This window comes from Guptibacillus algicola (genome assembly GCF_020171805.1).
Lineage (GTDB): Bacteria > Bacillota > Bacilli > Bacillales > Guptibacillaceae > Guptibacillus > Guptibacillus algicola.
Genome location: NZ_JAIVAF010000003.1, coordinates 225,435 through 240,947 on the forward strand (window position 1 = coordinate 225,435; position 15,513 = coordinate 240,947).

Annotated in this window: 23 protein-coding genes; 21 read left to right on the forward strand and 2 right to left on the reverse strand. The window is 38.5% G+C overall.

The features are described 5' to 3' along the window. Positions 1–35: 35 nt before the first annotated feature. Positions 36–911 carry a phosphotransferase family protein gene (locus tag LCM09_RS08545; protein ID WP_224880626.1) on the forward strand — a complete coding sequence of 292 codons (876 nt, stop codon included), beginning with the start codon at positions 36–38 and terminating at the stop codon, positions 909–911. Positions 912–992: 81 nt separating this feature from the next. Here LCM09_RS08545 and LCM09_RS08550 read toward each other — a convergent pair whose 3' ends face one another. After that, the gene (locus tag LCM09_RS08550; RefSeq protein ID WP_224882885.1) at positions 993–1,328 is read right to left on the reverse strand and encodes a TIGR04104 family putative zinc finger protein; all 336 of its coding nucleotides are present in this window, start codon (positions 1,326–1,328) and stop codon (positions 993–995) included. A gap of 165 nt (positions 1,329–1,493) precedes the next feature. Here LCM09_RS08550 and LCM09_RS08555 point away from each other — a divergent pair, with 165 nt between their 5' ends. The 19 genes from LCM09_RS08555 to LCM09_RS08640 all read left to right on the forward strand — a co-directional run bounded on the left by LCM09_RS08555 (position 1,494) and on the right by LCM09_RS08640 (position 14,146). After that, positions 1,494–1,877, forward strand: a complete 384-nt coding sequence (locus tag LCM09_RS08555; protein WP_224880628.1) for a hypothetical protein — start codon at positions 1,494–1,496, stop codon at positions 1,875–1,877. A gap of 99 nt (positions 1,878–1,976) precedes the next feature. Then, positions 1,977–2,876, forward strand: coding sequence for an EamA family transporter (locus tag LCM09_RS08560; protein WP_224880630.1), 900 nt, complete (start codon positions 1,977–1,979; stop codon positions 2,874–2,876). Between the two features lie 9 nt (positions 2,877–2,885). Then, positions 2,886–3,074 (forward strand): hypothetical protein, encoded by a 189-nt coding sequence (locus LCM09_RS08565; RefSeq protein WP_224880632.1) that lies wholly within the window; start codon positions 2,886–2,888, stop codon positions 3,072–3,074. 14 nt (positions 3,075–3,088) lie between these two features. Then, entirely contained in the window at positions 3,089–3,616 is a 528-nt protein-coding gene (locus LCM09_RS08570; RefSeq protein WP_224880634.1) for a hypothetical protein, read from the forward strand. A 30-nt stretch (positions 3,617–3,646) separates the two neighbouring features. Continuing rightward, positions 3,647–4,183 (forward strand): GNAT family N-acetyltransferase, encoded by a 537-nt coding sequence (locus LCM09_RS08575; RefSeq protein WP_224880636.1) that lies wholly within the window; start codon positions 3,647–3,649, stop codon positions 4,181–4,183. A gap of 55 nt (positions 4,184–4,238) precedes the next feature. Beyond that, complete coding sequence (locus LCM09_RS08580) at positions 4,239–5,066, forward strand: DUF2785 domain-containing protein (RefSeq protein ID WP_224880637.1); 828 nt, start codon at positions 4,239–4,241, stop codon at positions 5,064–5,066. A 14-nt stretch (positions 5,067–5,080) separates the two neighbouring features. Beyond that, positions 5,081–5,203, forward strand: coding sequence for a hypothetical protein (locus tag LCM09_RS20745; RefSeq protein WP_263622901.1), 123 nt, complete (start codon positions 5,081–5,083; stop codon positions 5,201–5,203). Between the two features lie 11 nt (positions 5,204–5,214). Then, positions 5,215–5,688 carry a GNAT family N-acetyltransferase gene (locus LCM09_RS08585; RefSeq protein WP_224880639.1) on the forward strand — a complete coding sequence of 158 codons (474 nt, stop codon included), beginning with the start codon at positions 5,215–5,217 and terminating at the stop codon, positions 5,686–5,688. 236 nt (positions 5,689–5,924) lie between these two features. After that, positions 5,925–6,305 carry a DUF4181 domain-containing protein gene (locus LCM09_RS08590; protein ID WP_224880642.1) on the forward strand — a complete coding sequence of 127 codons (381 nt, stop codon included), beginning with the start codon at positions 5,925–5,927 and terminating at the stop codon, positions 6,303–6,305. Between the two features lie 93 nt (positions 6,306–6,398). Continuing rightward, on the forward strand, positions 6,399–6,869 hold the full coding sequence (locus LCM09_RS08595) for a GNAT family N-acetyltransferase (RefSeq protein WP_404800802.1): 471 nt from the start codon (positions 6,399–6,401) through the stop codon (positions 6,867–6,869). A 63-nt stretch (positions 6,870–6,932) separates the two neighbouring features. After that, positions 6,933–7,418, forward strand: coding sequence for a GNAT family N-acetyltransferase (locus tag LCM09_RS08600; protein WP_224880646.1), 486 nt, complete (start codon positions 6,933–6,935; stop codon positions 7,416–7,418). 404 nt (positions 7,419–7,822) lie between these two features. Further along, positions 7,823–8,011 carry a hypothetical protein gene (locus LCM09_RS08605; protein WP_224880648.1) on the forward strand — a complete coding sequence of 63 codons (189 nt, stop codon included), beginning with the start codon at positions 7,823–7,825 and terminating at the stop codon, positions 8,009–8,011. 117 nt (positions 8,012–8,128) lie between these two features. Beyond that, positions 8,129–8,755: a class I SAM-dependent methyltransferase gene (locus tag LCM09_RS08610; RefSeq protein WP_224880650.1), complete on the forward strand. Its 627-nt coding sequence runs from the start codon at positions 8,129–8,131 to the stop codon at positions 8,753–8,755. A 59-nt stretch (positions 8,756–8,814) separates the two neighbouring features. Then, positions 8,815–9,237 carry a FosM family fosfomycin resistance protein gene (fosM, locus tag LCM09_RS08615; protein ID WP_224880652.1) on the forward strand — a complete coding sequence of 141 codons (423 nt, stop codon included), beginning with the start codon at positions 8,815–8,817 and terminating at the stop codon, positions 9,235–9,237. Then, the gene (locus LCM09_RS08620; RefSeq protein WP_224880654.1) at positions 9,206–9,847 is read left to right on the forward strand and encodes a non-canonical purine NTP pyrophosphatase; all 642 of its coding nucleotides are present in this window, start codon (positions 9,206–9,208) and stop codon (positions 9,845–9,847) included. Before fosM ends, LCM09_RS08620 begins: the two co-directional genes overlap by 32 nt. 26 nt (positions 9,848–9,873) lie before the next feature. Next, positions 9,874–10,704, forward strand: a complete 831-nt coding sequence (locus tag LCM09_RS08625) for a sugar nucleotide-binding protein (protein ID WP_224880656.1) — start codon at positions 9,874–9,876, stop codon at positions 10,702–10,704. Between the two features lie 289 nt (positions 10,705–10,993). After that, positions 10,994–12,046: an LVIVD repeat-containing protein gene (locus tag LCM09_RS08630; RefSeq protein WP_224880658.1), complete on the forward strand. Its 1,053-nt coding sequence runs from the start codon at positions 10,994–10,996 to the stop codon at positions 12,044–12,046. Between the two features lie 323 nt (positions 12,047–12,369). Next, positions 12,370–13,389, forward strand: a complete 1,020-nt coding sequence (locus tag LCM09_RS08635) for an LVIVD repeat-containing protein (protein WP_224880660.1) — start codon at positions 12,370–12,372, stop codon at positions 13,387–13,389. Between the two features lie 175 nt (positions 13,390–13,564). Further along, positions 13,565–14,146, forward strand: a complete 582-nt coding sequence (locus LCM09_RS08640) for a type 1 glutamine amidotransferase family protein (protein ID WP_224880662.1) — start codon at positions 13,565–13,567, stop codon at positions 14,144–14,146. 80 nt (positions 14,147–14,226) lie between these two features. Here the strand turns inward: LCM09_RS08640 and LCM09_RS08645 are convergent, their stop codons facing one another. Next, positions 14,227–14,952, reverse strand: coding sequence for an SDR family oxidoreductase (locus tag LCM09_RS08645; RefSeq protein WP_224880664.1), 726 nt, complete (start codon positions 14,950–14,952; stop codon positions 14,227–14,229). Positions 14,953–15,159: 207 nt separating this feature from the next. Here LCM09_RS08645 and LCM09_RS08650 point away from each other — a divergent pair, with 207 nt between their 5' ends. Continuing rightward, the gene (locus tag LCM09_RS08650) at positions 15,160–15,444 is read left to right on the forward strand and encodes a hypothetical protein (RefSeq protein WP_224880666.1); all 285 of its coding nucleotides are present in this window, start codon (positions 15,160–15,162) and stop codon (positions 15,442–15,444) included. The last annotated feature ends 69 nt before the right edge of the window (positions 15,445–15,513 follow it).

Consider the following 15,513-nt stretch of genomic DNA (forward strand, 5'->3'; position numbering starts at 1 on the left):
ATACTTTGTTTAAAGGGATTAACGGAGGGTTACAAATGGATACGTTAAAGCGCGTTATCAATGCATTTAAGTTGGATGTGTTAGAAATAGAAAATGTTCCTGAGTCGTTTAGTTCCACTGTCTATAACGTGAAACTTCGCGATCACCGTCTTGTGTATATTAAGATTCCATATTCAAAAGTAAAACGAGATCGAGAATTACAAGTGCTCAAACGCTTAGACGGACATCTTCCTGTTCCGAAAGTGTTAGACTACTGGGAAGGTGATGAAGAAGTCACTGGTGCATTTCTGTTATCTGTGATAGATGGTGTTCCTATATCTGAAAAGGTAGATTCAGCTTTAGCGTTTGATATTGGCGTTCACCATGCCAAGCTACATAGCATCGTTCCTGAAGAATCTGATTATGGACGGGCTGTTTCGAATGAGTATGATCGTTGGACGGAGTTTATTAAACAGCAGTTCTACTCCTTTGCAGAAGATGTGAAGAAAGTGATCGAGAGAAATTTATTTGAACAGTCACTTACTCATTTCCATGATCTTCAACAGTTACTTCCACCTCCAGAGGGACCACGATTCATCCATATGGATTTTCGATCAGGCAATATTTTAGTGAATGACAATCGAGTAGCTGGTATTATCGATTTCGAAAGTGTTCGGATCGGTGCAACAGAGATCGACTTCACGAAAATTAACCGAGACATTTTCAGGAAATACCCTGGAACAATGGAAGCATTCGTAGAAGGTTACCGATCGATTCGGCCACTGATTGATCTCCAAAACGTGCTACCGTTTTATACCTTCATCGACGCCTTTAATTCGATTGGTTGGTGTAAAAGAAGAGGCATGATGGAAAAGAACCGTGCGTTTGTAGAGCAAAATTATAATGATTTAAAAAGAATACTTCGGTCTTAGTCAGGTATTCTTGTAAAAAGCTACACGTTAAGCCACCTCTTTGTTAGAGAAGGAGGTGGCTTTTTCTCATGGATTTCACTGTTAATAAGAGTCATTTCTTTCACTCTGTTTGTCCATTGAGTTAGTTTTTGTCGAGCGGTATTTTACGAAGTACGGCAGGGCAAGAAGCATCCCGATTGCATAAAGGATCGCCACGACGATCGTAGTTGAAGTAGAGAGTGTAGAGGTTGCAGTAACGAACATACCTAATAGACCGATCGGAACAACACTAAGGATCGCAACTAGAATTCTAGAACCGAACGTCACCTGATTTACTGTCCCACACTCTTCGCAAACAATCGGGCGATAAGCAAAAAACATAGCCTTTTGAACTGCTTCCCATGAGAATGTGTTGTGGCAAACATGGCATTGTGGAATGGTGTCTCACTCCTTTTATGTAGTATTTTTCCATCTTAACAAATGTTGCTTCGATTCACATTAGTTTCATATCTAGTTGTTTAATCTGTTAAACTGTGGATGGATAGCGTTTGTAGGGAATGGTATGAATACATAATAGATTTGCCGTAAAAGGAGTTTGGACTTTTGAGAAGATTGCACCCAGTTAATGTGGGTTTATTTAGTGTTTTTCTAATGAGTTTAGCGGTAATGATGCTAATCGTATACAACGATTACGACAGTTACTTCGCAATGGTTACTGTGATCAGTTGCTTGGTGTACTTTTTTCTATATGTAGGCTATGTCGCTATCCTTTCATTTTTTAAAGCGATTCGAATGGATAGAAAGGAAAAGAAGGCGAGAATACTTAGGTTCCTCGCTTGGTTTGTGGCCTTAAGTGCAATCAATATCGCCATGTCACTTGTTACTTCCGAAGACATCCGTCCACTTGATTTCTTCGTACCATTTGGAATGGCGACTGGCATTGCTTTCTTTGATGTGACGTTTTTCAAGAAGAGAAGGTATTCGTGAGTGACAAAAGAATTATTACAAGACGTAACTCCTAATCTCGGAGTGCGTTTTTTTTAGTACGTGCTTCTTAGAATGCAAACTAACAAAAGGAGAACATCTATGAAATTAAAAGGAATAATCTACGTCCTGTTAGGAGCTGGCAGCTTCGGGTTCACGCCAGTCTTTGTGAAGACGGGGTTTGGGTATGGGTATTCGTTAGGACAAATCAATATTGCTCAAATGGTGCTCGCCTTCATCTTGTTGGCTGGTCTTAGCTTGGTACTAGGTTTGAAGTTAAAAAACATATCGAAGCGTGACTACATCAAAATTATGATCACTGGTACCGCGATGGGGTTAACGAGTATCTTCTATTACGGCGCGATGCTGTATTTGAGCGCTTCGCTTGCGATCATCATGCTTTTTCAATTTGTGTGGATCGGGATGATCTATGAGTGGGTCTTCAGCAAGGTTAAACCAACTAAAGTAAACTTCCTCTCCCTCCTCGTGACGTTAACTGGGGTCATATTCGCATCGAACATCATCGCTGGGGATGCATCAGCATTGCATCCAATCGGATTACTTCTCGGATTTCTAGCTGGTGCTTCGTATGCAGGGTTTATCTTCTTTAGCGGACAAGTTGCGACGGACTCGAATCCAATCGTCCGCAGTATGCTGATGGTGGCAGGTTCAATGGTTCTCGTATTAATCGTGTTTGTTCAAGACATTCCTTCTGTTGGAATTACTGACGGTCGTTTGTGGTTGTTGGGTACGGGGCTTGCGCTTGTCGGAGGCGTGATACCGACGTTGTTCTTTGCGAAAGGTGCCCCGCTCATTACAGGAAGGCTCGCGAATGTGCTAAGTTCAATCGAGCTACCAGTCGCCATCATTTCTGCGATGATCGTGCTATCGGAATCCGTTTCGCTCCTCCAATGGATGGGAGTGCTGTTGATCGTTGTGGCGATTATGATTAATGAGCTTGGTGATGTGATGAGAGGGAAAGCAGATATCAATCGTGGATGAGGATGTAGCATGAACGTTTTGGCAGAGATGTTACTATCACTTGGACTCGTGCTCGCTCCAGTAGTGGGGTTTTTCTATCCTTATTGGGTAAGCAGGAAAGGTGAACTATTGAGCGAAAAGAGACTTTACGGGCGCGCTTGGAATCGGAATTTTATTATTAGTGTTCGTGTTTTAGCGAGATTGATGAGCTTAAAATAGATTTGGGGGAGAGTATGAAGAAGAAAATAGCTATAATGCTTGGGGCATTGGGTTTCATCACAGTATTTTCATTTTATATGGATGGTTCTGAAGCGTTATACGGAAATGACAAGAATTCAATCGTTCAGGTGATTCAGTCGGTCGAAGGCTATGAAGATAAGAACATTGAACTGCTTGGAGTAAAAGATTTTGATGATGTTAGGCTTGCAGGATTTCTATCGGATGAACGACCTTCTTATATCAAATTCCATAAAAATGAGCAGGGGAATTACGTATGGAATCATGTTGAACGTAGGGGAGAAGACTCCCTTAGTATGTTCTTACCTTTAGTAGGAAGCTCAAAAAAGATTATGTTTATCACAAATTCGAAAAATGACGTTGCTGGAATGACTGTAGACATAAACGGAAAAACAATTGAACAAGGATTTCCTTCTCATCAGCCTTCTGTTACCTGGGTCGATCTACCAATAACGAACAGTTATGTTTTTCAGAACTATACTTATTTTGATCAGGCGGGTAATGAGATAAAGCAAGTAAAGTAATTGCTAACATTTCAAAGGGGAGAGAGCCTGTTGATTAGAGAAATGACGACAGAAGATCTACCAGTATTGGTCGGTATTTATAAAGAAACATTTCTAGCGAGTCATAAGGGCTTTTTACCTCGTGCATTGCTAGAGACGGTGACAGATCAAACAGTCCTTGATCGATTCCATCGAATTTTCGGAAGTGAGGTTCGACGCCCTTTTTGCTTTGTGAAAGAGATTGATAACAGTGCTATTGGTTTTGTGCTTGGTACGTTTGCATTGAATCCTCCGAAAGGCTACAAGGGTGAAATCAAGATGTTGTATGTGTTACCGGAGTATCAACAGTCTGGAGTAGGAAAGCAGCTTCTACAAAAAGCTGTTCAGCATTTCATAAACCATAACGTAGAGACGATGTTTATCGGAACATTCAAGGATAATACAGTAGGTAGAGGGTTTTACGAACGGTTAGATGGAGAGGTCATTAGTGAGCAAACGGACGTCATCCATGGTCATCCACTCGTCACAGTAAACTATGGCTGGTCTTCCATTGGTACCATTTTTGATGAACCATTTTATGACAATTAACCTGTAGAGCACGTGATAATCTGTTAAACTATGGAAGAAGACGGAGGTGGTAGTGGTGAGTAAGCTAGAGGCAAGGTTACGAGAGTTAGATTGTGAGACGGAGCGAGTTGATCTGGACGTTCTTCTTCAGGAGATGTTAAGTCAAATTGGTTCGACGGACCCTGTGCTGCGGGATGAGCTGATTTACCAGACGTTTTGTAATTTGGTGTTGGAAGACCATCTTAGTGAAGAACAGTTGGTCAATACGTTAACAACATGTCTTGATGAGGACCATCTTTTCTTAAAGATTGGGCAGGAAAAAGGGGATGCGGTTTTCACTCGCTCATTTTCTGTTTTGATCGTTGCTTTAATTTTACATAAAGACCGTGAGTCATCACTTCTATCACGTGAACGGGTTGAGAATGCGACTGAAGCGATCCTCCGTTATTTGCAAGAAGAGAGTGATATTAGAGGTTTTGTGAAGGGGAAAGGCTGGGCGCATAGTATTGCACATGGTGCAGATGCGCTTGATGAAGCGATTCGTCATGAAGCATTTCCAGTAGAGCGGATTGATTCCTGTCTGAATACAATTGCAGGCTGTCTTTTCAAAAAAGGTCTATACGTTGATGATGAAGACGAGCGGTTGTTGATGGCGATCGAGGCACTTCTTTCACGAGGATTAAAAGACGATGTTCTCGCAACGTGGGTAGACCGACTAGAGGATGAGCTATCATCATCTTTCGATCAAGAGGGCTTTAGCGTTGCATTTCTACATACGAAAGGGAACGTGCTAGGGTTCTTGAAGAGCTGTTATTTCAGGCTGAAGTTCAATCATGATGCAGAGGAAACCATGGCTGCAATTGAGGACGTGCTAGAGAAATGGACGAAAAAGTTCTATAGCTGAAAGTGGTGAATGACTTGAAGAAGCGAAAAGAGAAAGGGTTCTTGAAAGACTTTGCAGAATATACGTTCTTTGAGGTCCTCGCAAATATCATCATGCTGATCCCGAGAATGATCATTCGCTTATTTAATACCGTGTAAAGGAGATCAGGATGATTACGTTTGTGAAGAGTGATGGACCATCGGACGTGGAGAAGGATATTTTCAATACGAACCCAGCTTATAATGTGATCGCATTTGATAAAGAGAAGCTAGACGAGTCAGATCTTATGCAGCAATACAGAGAAGTGGAAGCGTTTAATACTGAGCGTTACTTCATTAAAAAGAATGATAGCACGATCGGAATAATAGAGTATGGCATGGAAAGTCCTCGTTCTGGGAAACCGTGGCTGAGCTTACTGCTGATCGATGGAAGGGACCAGGGGCGTGGGTATGCTAAGAAAGTTTTCGCCATGTATGAAAACATGATGAAAGAAAAGAATGCAGACATCATTCAAATTGCCGTACATGCTGAAAATACTCACGGGCTACGGTTTTGGCGATCACTTGGATTTGAAATCTATGATGAGCGTGTGTACGAAGGAAAGCAGTATTATAGTTTGGATAAGAAGTTAGCGGGGTTGTAAGGATGCAGAGTGAGGCAGTTAGAAATGGGATGAATAAGTATCTATCTACCTTTTTGATTTGGTTTTCAGGACATTTTGTTGTAGATCTCTTTAATGGTAATCCCTTTACTTGGTGGGAGTATTTTTTTATAGCTTTATTAACAATGCTTTTCCACATGTTTTTTTCCTGGGCGTGGAAATCGAAGGAGTATAAGAAGAGAGAACAGTAAATTGTTTAGGGAGGGGGTCTGACCCCAATGCTTATTTATTTACTTGTCGTGATCCTCATCTACCTATTCATAAGTGAGATCTACATGAAACGAAAACTAGGTATTAAAAGTCAAAATAGATGGATCTTCCATGAAGAAAGATATAAAGTATCGATCGCAATCGATGTTTTACTTCTTATTATATTTATCTTTCTAACCTTTGAATTTTTGCTTGAGCGACCGCATTACTCAACGATTGTGAAATTAAGTCCATCGTTCATCATGATGTTTCTTACTTCCATTAATAGAGGAATCGAAGAATATCTTCAAGATCGTTCGAGTAAAACGTACTACCATGATTGGTTAGCTGCGTTTATGATGGTACTCACATTTGGAATTATGTATTTTGGGGAAGAAGGATACTTTTAGGCGGCTTATCCAGGTTTGGTAAGCTGTTTTTTACTAGATTAGGATCATGAAGGTAGAGGTGAAGATATGCCGTACAACATAAGAGAAATGACAATGTCAGATTGGGACGACGTGAAAGAAATCTATCGATTAGGAATCGAGACAGGAAATGCTACGTTTGAGTATAACGTACCTACATATGAAAGCTTCACCGCTAACGTGGTTCCACAATGTACGTTAGTAGCAACTGACGAAAGTGGCTTACAAGGCTTTTGCAAGCTAAACAAATCGTCAAACCGATACGTGTATCGAGGAGTTGGAGAAGTAAGCGTCTATGTCCACCCCCGTGAGAAAGGTAAGGGACTAGGGGATGAGCTACTAAAAACGCTTATCCAACGCTCAGAGAACGCTAGCTTTTGGACACTCACTGCTGGGATCTTTCATGAAAATAGTGCAAGCATCCATCTTCATAAAAAGCATGGGTTTAAGGAAGTAGGCGTGCGTGAAAAGGTCGGTCACATGCAAGATGGACGATGGAGAGATGTGATTCTGTTTGAAAGAAGAAGTGAAGTAGTCGGCGTTTAGGGTGGTGTATTATGAACGAAACAGCTTTCTTGAGAAACAACTATCGTTGAAGGAGATGAGGGAATGCTTAGGTTGCAAAAAGTGAAGGCCAGCGAAGAGAAACTATTACATAATGTCATGCAATATTATTTTTATGAGTTTAGTAAGTATATCCCTGAAATAAGGTTAGAACAGAATGGAGCATACAAGCCATTTGAATTAGAAAAGTATTGGAGTGACAGTAACTTTCATGCTTATTTTATTAAGGTAGAAGATGAATTGATTGGGTTCGCGCTTGTGGAAAGTGCACATGAATCAAGTCCTAATACGATTCAAGAATTCTTTATCATGGCTAAGCATAGTGGCAAGGGTTATGGAAAGCAAATTGCTACTAGACTATTCACAATGTTTCCAGGTGATTGGGAAATTACTCAAATAGAAAAAAACAAACCTGCTCAACTTTTTTGGCGAAGTTTGATTAACGAAATAACTAATGGTGAATTCACAGAGAGGGTTGAAGGGGGAAAATATCTTCAATTGTTTAATACTGAAGCATTTGATGAACAGTAAATAGAATAATCTTATTTGATGTAACGGACTTTCCACCTTAGTTTGTCATATCGGTGAGGAGGGGTAAATTGTTCTACTTGAAAATAGGGATAAATATACTTATTCCTTTCATTATTATCTTTTTAGTTTTTTCAACTTTTATGGGGTATATTGCTGAGTCTATTAGGGATTATTACAACTTCAAATGGTTGGCATTAATAGTGATGTTTGCAGGGTATATTCTTCAATTCTTTAAAAAGACAATTGGTTTGATTGTTGTCGGGTTCAGTATCTATTTATGGTTTTTGTTTTAGTTTGCAGTTGGAATTGAAATGCAAGAAGTGGGAGCTTTTCTATAATCAGATAAGCTTTCATTTCTATTAAGCAAAGGGTAATTAACGATGAAGACTAAAAGGAGGTTATTGATGGTAAAAACAAACCTTCGAAGAATCCTATTTCCTTTAGGTGTTTGGATAACTGCAATTGGAATTGCTTTCAATGAAAGCTTCATTAAAGAGATCCCAGATTATCTATCAGTTCTGTCCATACCTCTTTTGATTAGTGGATTAGTTTTGATTGTCGCTTCTAATTTCTTTAGAAAAAAACAGACATAGTCCCCAATCTCCTAATTCGGGAGCGTTTCTATTAAAGGCATAAAAAAACTATTTGTTAAATTAATAGGCAGATGGGCAGTTTCATTGAATGACTCTGTTTAAGATTTGAGGTGAAAGATGAACAATCACTGGAATGAATGGATCTATAAGTTATGGGCTCCTTTCTACGATAAGTTTTTTAACACTGGGAAATTCCTGAACGCACGGAAAGAGATTTTTAGTAAAACCCATTTTGTGAAAAACCAAAGGATACTAGTTGTGGGAGTAGGAACTGGGGCAGAACTAGAGCAGATCGATCACACAGAACTTAATATCACTGCGATCGATTATTCTGATGATATGCTAAAGAGAGCAAAAGCAAAATTTAATGGTTCATCGATACAATTCTTAAAGATGGATGCTCAGCAAATGAGTTTTCGAGATTGTGATTTTGATGTTGTGATAGGAAGTCTTGTGTTATCAGTTGTTCCAGATGCAGACACGTGTCTAAAAGAGATGGCGAGAGTCTTAAAACCAAATGGAGAATTGATCATTTTTGATAAGTTCAAACCAAAAGACAAAGGACTATCCCCGTTCAAAAAAGCTATTAGGCCGTTCATAAAACGACTAGGTACAGACATAGGAATTGACTTTGAGAAATTGCATGATAACCATAAAGAAACGTTATTCGTTAAAGAAGACAATCCCGCGATGTTAAATGGGATGTACAGAAAAATTATTCTTAACAAAGTGAGTAAGTATTAAGCGACTTTATAATGAATTCCAGTGTCAGTATAATCTAAAAATTGTTTAGGGTGATCAACGTGTCTATTAAAGGTTTGAATCATTTTTTGTTCTCAGTTTCTAACTTGGAACATTCGATTGAGTTTTATAAGAATGTATTTGATGCTGAATTGTTAGTAAAAGGTAGAACGACAGCATACTTCGACCTCAATGGAATGTGGCTTGCTCTCAATGAAGAGAAGGGCATTCCTCGTGAAGAAATAAAACAATCCTATACACATATTGCTTTTTCAATTGAGGAAGACGATTTTGAGAAAATGTACAAGAAACTAGTTGAGCTTGATGTAACGATCTTACCAGGTCGTCCAAGGGATAAGAAGGACAAGAAATCTATTTATTTTACTGACCCTGATGGTCATAAATTTGAATTCCACACTGGAACTTTACAGGACAGGTTAGATTACTATAAAAATGAAAAACCACACATGGAATTTTACGACTGAGGTACTCGCTGGATGTGAAGAAATAGGAAGGAAGAACGTGGTGAAAGAAATAGTCTTTGTTACTACTAATAAAGGTAAAATTGCTTCTGCCGAGAAGGATTTACATAATATAAGGATTCTACCTATTGAAGCAGACTTAATTGAACCAAGAAGTGACGATATAAAAGAGATTGCAAAACACAAGGTTTTACAAGCATATGAAATTGTACAACGTCCATGCATCGCACTAGACTCTGGTTTCTTCATATTTCAATTAAACGGATTTCCAAAAGCCTATGTTAATCACATGTTAGAGACAATTGGTATACAGGGTGTCATAAAATTGCTAAGCGGAGAGGAGAACCGAAAAAGTGAGTTTAGGTCTTGTTTAGCTTACTACGATGGAGAAGTTATGAAGTTCTTTGAAAGTAAAGCTCCAGGAGAGATTTCAACTGAAATAAAAGGCAAAGATAATGAAAGAAAATGGTCAGATCTATGGTACATATTTATACCGGAACATTTCGAGAAAACATTAGCTGAATTTAGTGAAGATGATTTCATGCAGTATCACACTATAAAAGAAGACTCTTGCATGAAAAAGTTTGGAGAATGGTATAACACATACAATTGATAAATTAACTTGAAGAGGAAAATAAAATGAGGATACTTATTTTAGGCGCAACAGGGTTTCTAGGTTCAACTGTCATACAATTGGCATCAGAGAACAAGAATATAAGTGTGTTTGGTACTTCCCGCTTCCCACATGAAAACTCTACTATTATTCAGGTGGATGTTACAACCAAAGAATCTATTAGGAAAGCAATTAAAGAAAGTAATCCAGAAGTTGTCGTCTGGTCGCTTATGAGTTTTGAAGAAGAAATCCACTTAATCAATGTAGGACTTAAGAATGTACTATCAGAATTAACGAACGATACAAAACTTATTTTTCTATCAACTGATGGCGTTTTTGTTGAGGGTAAGGGAGAGTATTCGGAAAATGATCCAATTGGTATGCTTCCTAATGAAGCCCCCTTAGCTGAGTATGTGAATGGTAAATCTATTGGAGAGAACTTAATCCGGCAAAATCACTCCAATCATATAATCCTTCGAACTGGTCCCTTATACGGGGGTAATCTGAATCAATCTATTGAAAAACGCACTTTAAACATGATTGAGAGAATCAAAGAAAATAAGCAGATCTATGCATGGGAAGATGTGTATAGAACGTTTGTTAATGTAACTGATTTATCGTGTTCGATTCTTGAGTTGCCTGAGATGAAGTATAATGGGACATTACATGTTGGTCCACAGGATAAAGTAAGCTACTATTCGTTTTTTAAAAATCGTTTAACGGAACTTGGATGGGATACTAGCCTTCTAAGTCCAAGTAAGGTATCAAAAGAAGAATTCCCTTATCTATCGATCGATACGTCGTTACATACGAATAAGGCTCGACAATTGCTAAGAACTAAGTTTCGATCAGTTTAAGGAAATGGCTTTATCACTCTTACTACATCAAGTGCTTAGTCCTATCGTTAATTTATTTGGCATACAACTATTTAAGAGAAGAGTAATTGTTTTGGGAGGTTATCCGTAATTAGGATAACCTCCTGTTTTTATGTAACAAGATTTATTTTTCTTTATTAAACATGTGGAATATTGTTTGAATTAATTTCATTGATACCCGATGAGGACATTTCACCTGTTTGTCCACACCTTTACGCACCTTAATCATAAAATAGTACAACCCTGATAGTTAGTATGGAGGTGTGAAAAAGTGAAATCTTGCTCAACGTTTTGCATTTGTAAAATCTTTAACAAATTACAAACAGGAGAGAATGTGAGTGTCCTTCCTAAGTATTCTGGTACAGCTGTTCCACTCACGTTTCTTTCTTATGATGAAACTACTGGCTGTGTAACGGTGAATGATCTAGAAGGTAGAACAATTAAATTTAGCTGCAGTGATGTGGCGGGTCTAATATCTGGTCATGTGCCTCCACCTGTAACGGCTAGATTCCTCTATGTAGCAAACTTTAGAGAGGACACGGTAGATATATACGATATTATAGATCCTACATCTCCAGCACACGTAGGAGAATTTAATGCTGGCAATTTGGATGGACCTACCGGATTGGCGATTACAGGAACCACTCTTTATGTGACAAATTATAATACTAGCACGATAGAAATTTACGATGTAACTAACCCTACATCTCCGGTGCATGTGGGACAGGTTACCGGAAATCTAGCTTCTCCTATTGCATTGGCTATAACAGGAACCATTCTTTATGTAGCAAACCAAAGTGATAACACCGTAGAAATTTATACTATTACTAATCCTACATCTCCGGTACATGTAGGTCAATTTAATGGTGGGAACTTAAGTGCTCCTACTGGATTGGTTATAACAGGAACCACTCTTTATGTATCGAATTTTAGTGATGACACGGTAGAAATTTATAATATCACTAATCCTAGCGCTCCTGTACATGCTGGACAATTTAATGCAGGGAATTTGAGAAATCCTGCAGGAATGGCTATAACAGGCGCCATTCTTTACGTATCAAATTTTGGTGACAACACGGTAGAAATTTATGATAGTACTAATGCTAGCGCTCCTGTCCACGTAGGACAATTTAATGGTGGGAACTTAGTAAACCCTGCACCATTGGCGATTACAGGAACTACACTTTACGTAGGAAATTTTAATGATGATAATGTAGAGATCTATGATATCACCAACCCTATAAATCCGGTACATGTAGGAGAGTTTAATGGCGTGAATTTAGGTGGGCCATTTGGGCTGGCGATAATTTCGGTGTTCGGTTAAAAGATGTGGTAGTAGAGAGGTAGAAAAATAGTGTGGCTACCTAAAGAATAACCAAAAAATTAGTAACTAGAATTGATTGACTAATCTTATAATATCATTCGGGAGCTTATCTTTAATTGTGATAAGCTCTCGTTTTCATGTAATAAAAATTTAGTCTTCTTTTTTTTAGCAAGTGAATCATCGTTTGTAATAATCTCCTTGGAACCTGTTGAGGTGAATTTCACCAGTTTGTCCACACCTTTCCACTTCCTAATCATAAACTAGTACAACCCTAATAGTTAGTATGGAGGTGTGAAAAAGTGAAATCTTGCTCAACGTATTGCATGTGTAAGGTTTTTAACAAATTACAAACAGGTGAGAATGTGAGTGTTCTTCCCAAGTATTCTGGTACAGCTGTTCCACTCACGTTTCGCTCTTACGATGAAACCACTGGCTGTGTAACGGTGAATGATCTTGAAGGTAGAACGATTAAATTTAGCTGCAGTGATGTGGCGGGTCTAATCTCTGGTCATGTGCCTCCGCCAGTAACGGCTAAATTCCTTTATGTATCAAATTTTAATGATAACACTGTAGATGTATTTGATATTATTAATTCTACTTCTCCGGTTCATGTAGGAGAATTTAATGGGGGTAATTTGAGTAATCCTACCGGAATGGCGATTACAGGGACTACTCTTTATGTAGCAAACTATAGTGATAGCACGATAGAAATTTACGATGTTACTAACCCTGCATCTCCTGTACGTGTGGGACAGTTTGATGGAAATCTAAGTTTTCCTATGGCAATGGCTCTAACAGGCACCACTTTATATGTATCAAATCTAGGCGATAACACGGTTGATATCTATAATACTACCAATCCTGCTGCTCCAGTACATGTAGGACAATTTAATGGTGGAAATATTAATTTCTCTTATGGATTGGCAGTATCAGGCAGCACTTTATATGTATCAAACTTAGGCGATAACACGGTAGAAATTTATAACATTATGAACCCTACAGCTCCGATACATGTAGGCCAGTTTGGTGCAGGGGATTTGAATGGTCCTGTCGGATTGGCAGTATCAGGCAGCACTCTTTATGTAGCAAATGCTTTCGACAATAGTATAGAAATCTATAATACTGATAATCCTGTTGCTCCTGTACACGTAGGACAATTCAATGGAGGAGATTTAGTCGTTCCAGTACCATTAGCAATTACAGATACTACACTTTACGTAGGAAATCTCGGTGATAACACGGTAGAGATTTATGATATTACCGATCCTGTATCTCCTGTACGTGTGGGAGAGTTTAATGGCGGAAATATAAACGGTTCTTTTGGATTGGCAATTTTTCCGTAGTTTGGTTATGAATATGTGTTGGTACCTGAAAGGGGAGCTTATCAATAAAGAGATAAGCTCCTTTTATAAATTCCGCAATTTTCCAAAAATAACTTTTGTATAAGAGAACAGCGTGTATAATTACTAGTAGAACAATAGATTAAGATTCTTATAAAGAACCAGGGAGGTTATACATATGAAAACGGTGTTGGTGTTTATTACTGATGGTTTTGCGGATTGGGAAGCGAGTTATGTGACTCCAGAATTAAACAAGGCAGGAACAGGGTATCATGTTAAGACAATTGCGATCGACAACGAGCCTAAACGATCCATGGGTGGGTTAACTGTTCTTCCTGATTATAGCTTACAAGAGTTTCCTTCTGCTTTGGATTTAGCAATGTTAATTATTCCAGGTGGAACTGGATGGCGAGAAGAAAAAAACCATCAGGCTAAGAAGGTTGTGGACTATTGCTTAGGTAAAAACATCCCAGTAGCAGCTATTTGCGATGCAACTACCTTCTTGGGAGAGAATGGATTTCTAGATGAACATAAACATACTGGAAATACATTGGCTTATTTACAAGAAGGAGCACCTCATTATCGAGGTGAGGAACATTACCTCAACGAACAATCTGTTAGTGATGGCTGCCTAATCACAGCTAATGGTAGTGCAACGCTAGAATTTTCGAGAGATATCTTACGTAAATTGAATGTCTTAGAAGGCAAAGAACTAAACGAATGGTATGACATATTTAAAAACGGTTATATTAAAAGTTAGTTTTTGGGATGAGAGGAGCTTATCTTATAGGTGATGAGCTTCTTTTCTAGGGAATTCCTTTTGAAAGAAGAAGTGAGGGGTTATGAATCTTCCATCTCATTATTGTAAATAACAGGAGTTTTACATTTCCAATCATTCCATAGTGAATCATTTGTCGCTAGTTCAGCCATGAAGTGACCTACATTAATTCTGCTAGTTTTACCAGCATTAAAGAGTGGGCTTCTAACCGGAGATTCACACAGGTCATATGCACTTTCTTTTTCCTCATTGATTAATGTATCTGGTCGAACTGCAACCCATTCGATCTGTTCGTCTTGACCAACCGTAAGCAAGTAGTTTGCAGCTTTGACATTATCGCGGTGTGGTGGAAGCAAAAGTTTCAGTGATGAAAGGATTATTTTTTCTCCTAGAGAATTTTTCTCTCTGTTAACAGAATTCGTATAACCTGTTGTACTCATAAGGATGAGCTTCACCTTTCTCGACTCATTCTCTTTAATCTTTTCACTGATTCTTTTTATCGCGTCATAGACTAAAAGATGCGGTTTCAGAAACATGCCTTTGAATGAAACATTGTGACCCAAACAGGAGATCACGACATGACAATCACGGACAAGATCACTTAACTCAGAATTCCCTAAATCGTTGATATTTCCCTTCACGATCTCAACTAGTGGGTTTTCTTGTAGATCGTTAGAAAGCACTGCGGTTTCTCTGATAAGGATACGCGTGCGTGTTTGTCTTTTGATTAATTGCCTGACAACATGTGCACCTGTAGCACCGCTTGCCCCAATAACTAACACCCTCATAAGCGATCACCAACCCTTATTCCATTCAAATTTGGCGTTGCCCATCATTATAGGTATTATGTTCGTCATTCTTTATTTATGAATTCCTTGAAAGATAGCAAAATCCTTTTTACATATACAGCTCTCTCTTTTTTCCGTTAGAATTGAAGGACGAAAGCAGAAATGTTTTTGTATTTGTAAAAGCTTTATAGTATCAGGGGTGTAGAGATGTTTAATCAGAAGAAGAGGAGAAAAGGTTTTTCGATCATCGTTAATTTCATTTGCGCCCTTTTGATTATTGGCGCTATCCAAATGACCTTTGACGAAAGCTATCAGAATAATCATTTGGGTGGAATTTTCATTTTAGGCGCATATGTTGTTCTTAGTCTAAAACATATGATGAAAGATCTATGGAATGGTAATAAGAAAAGTGCTGGTCTTAATATTCTATTTGGAATACTTGCATTAGGAATAATTGTATGGTGGGCATTTAAACATTTTCTTTCTATATAAAAGATAGGATCGGGAGACATAAATATGAGGAAGCTTTATTTTCCTCCACCAACGGCAGGATTGGAGTTT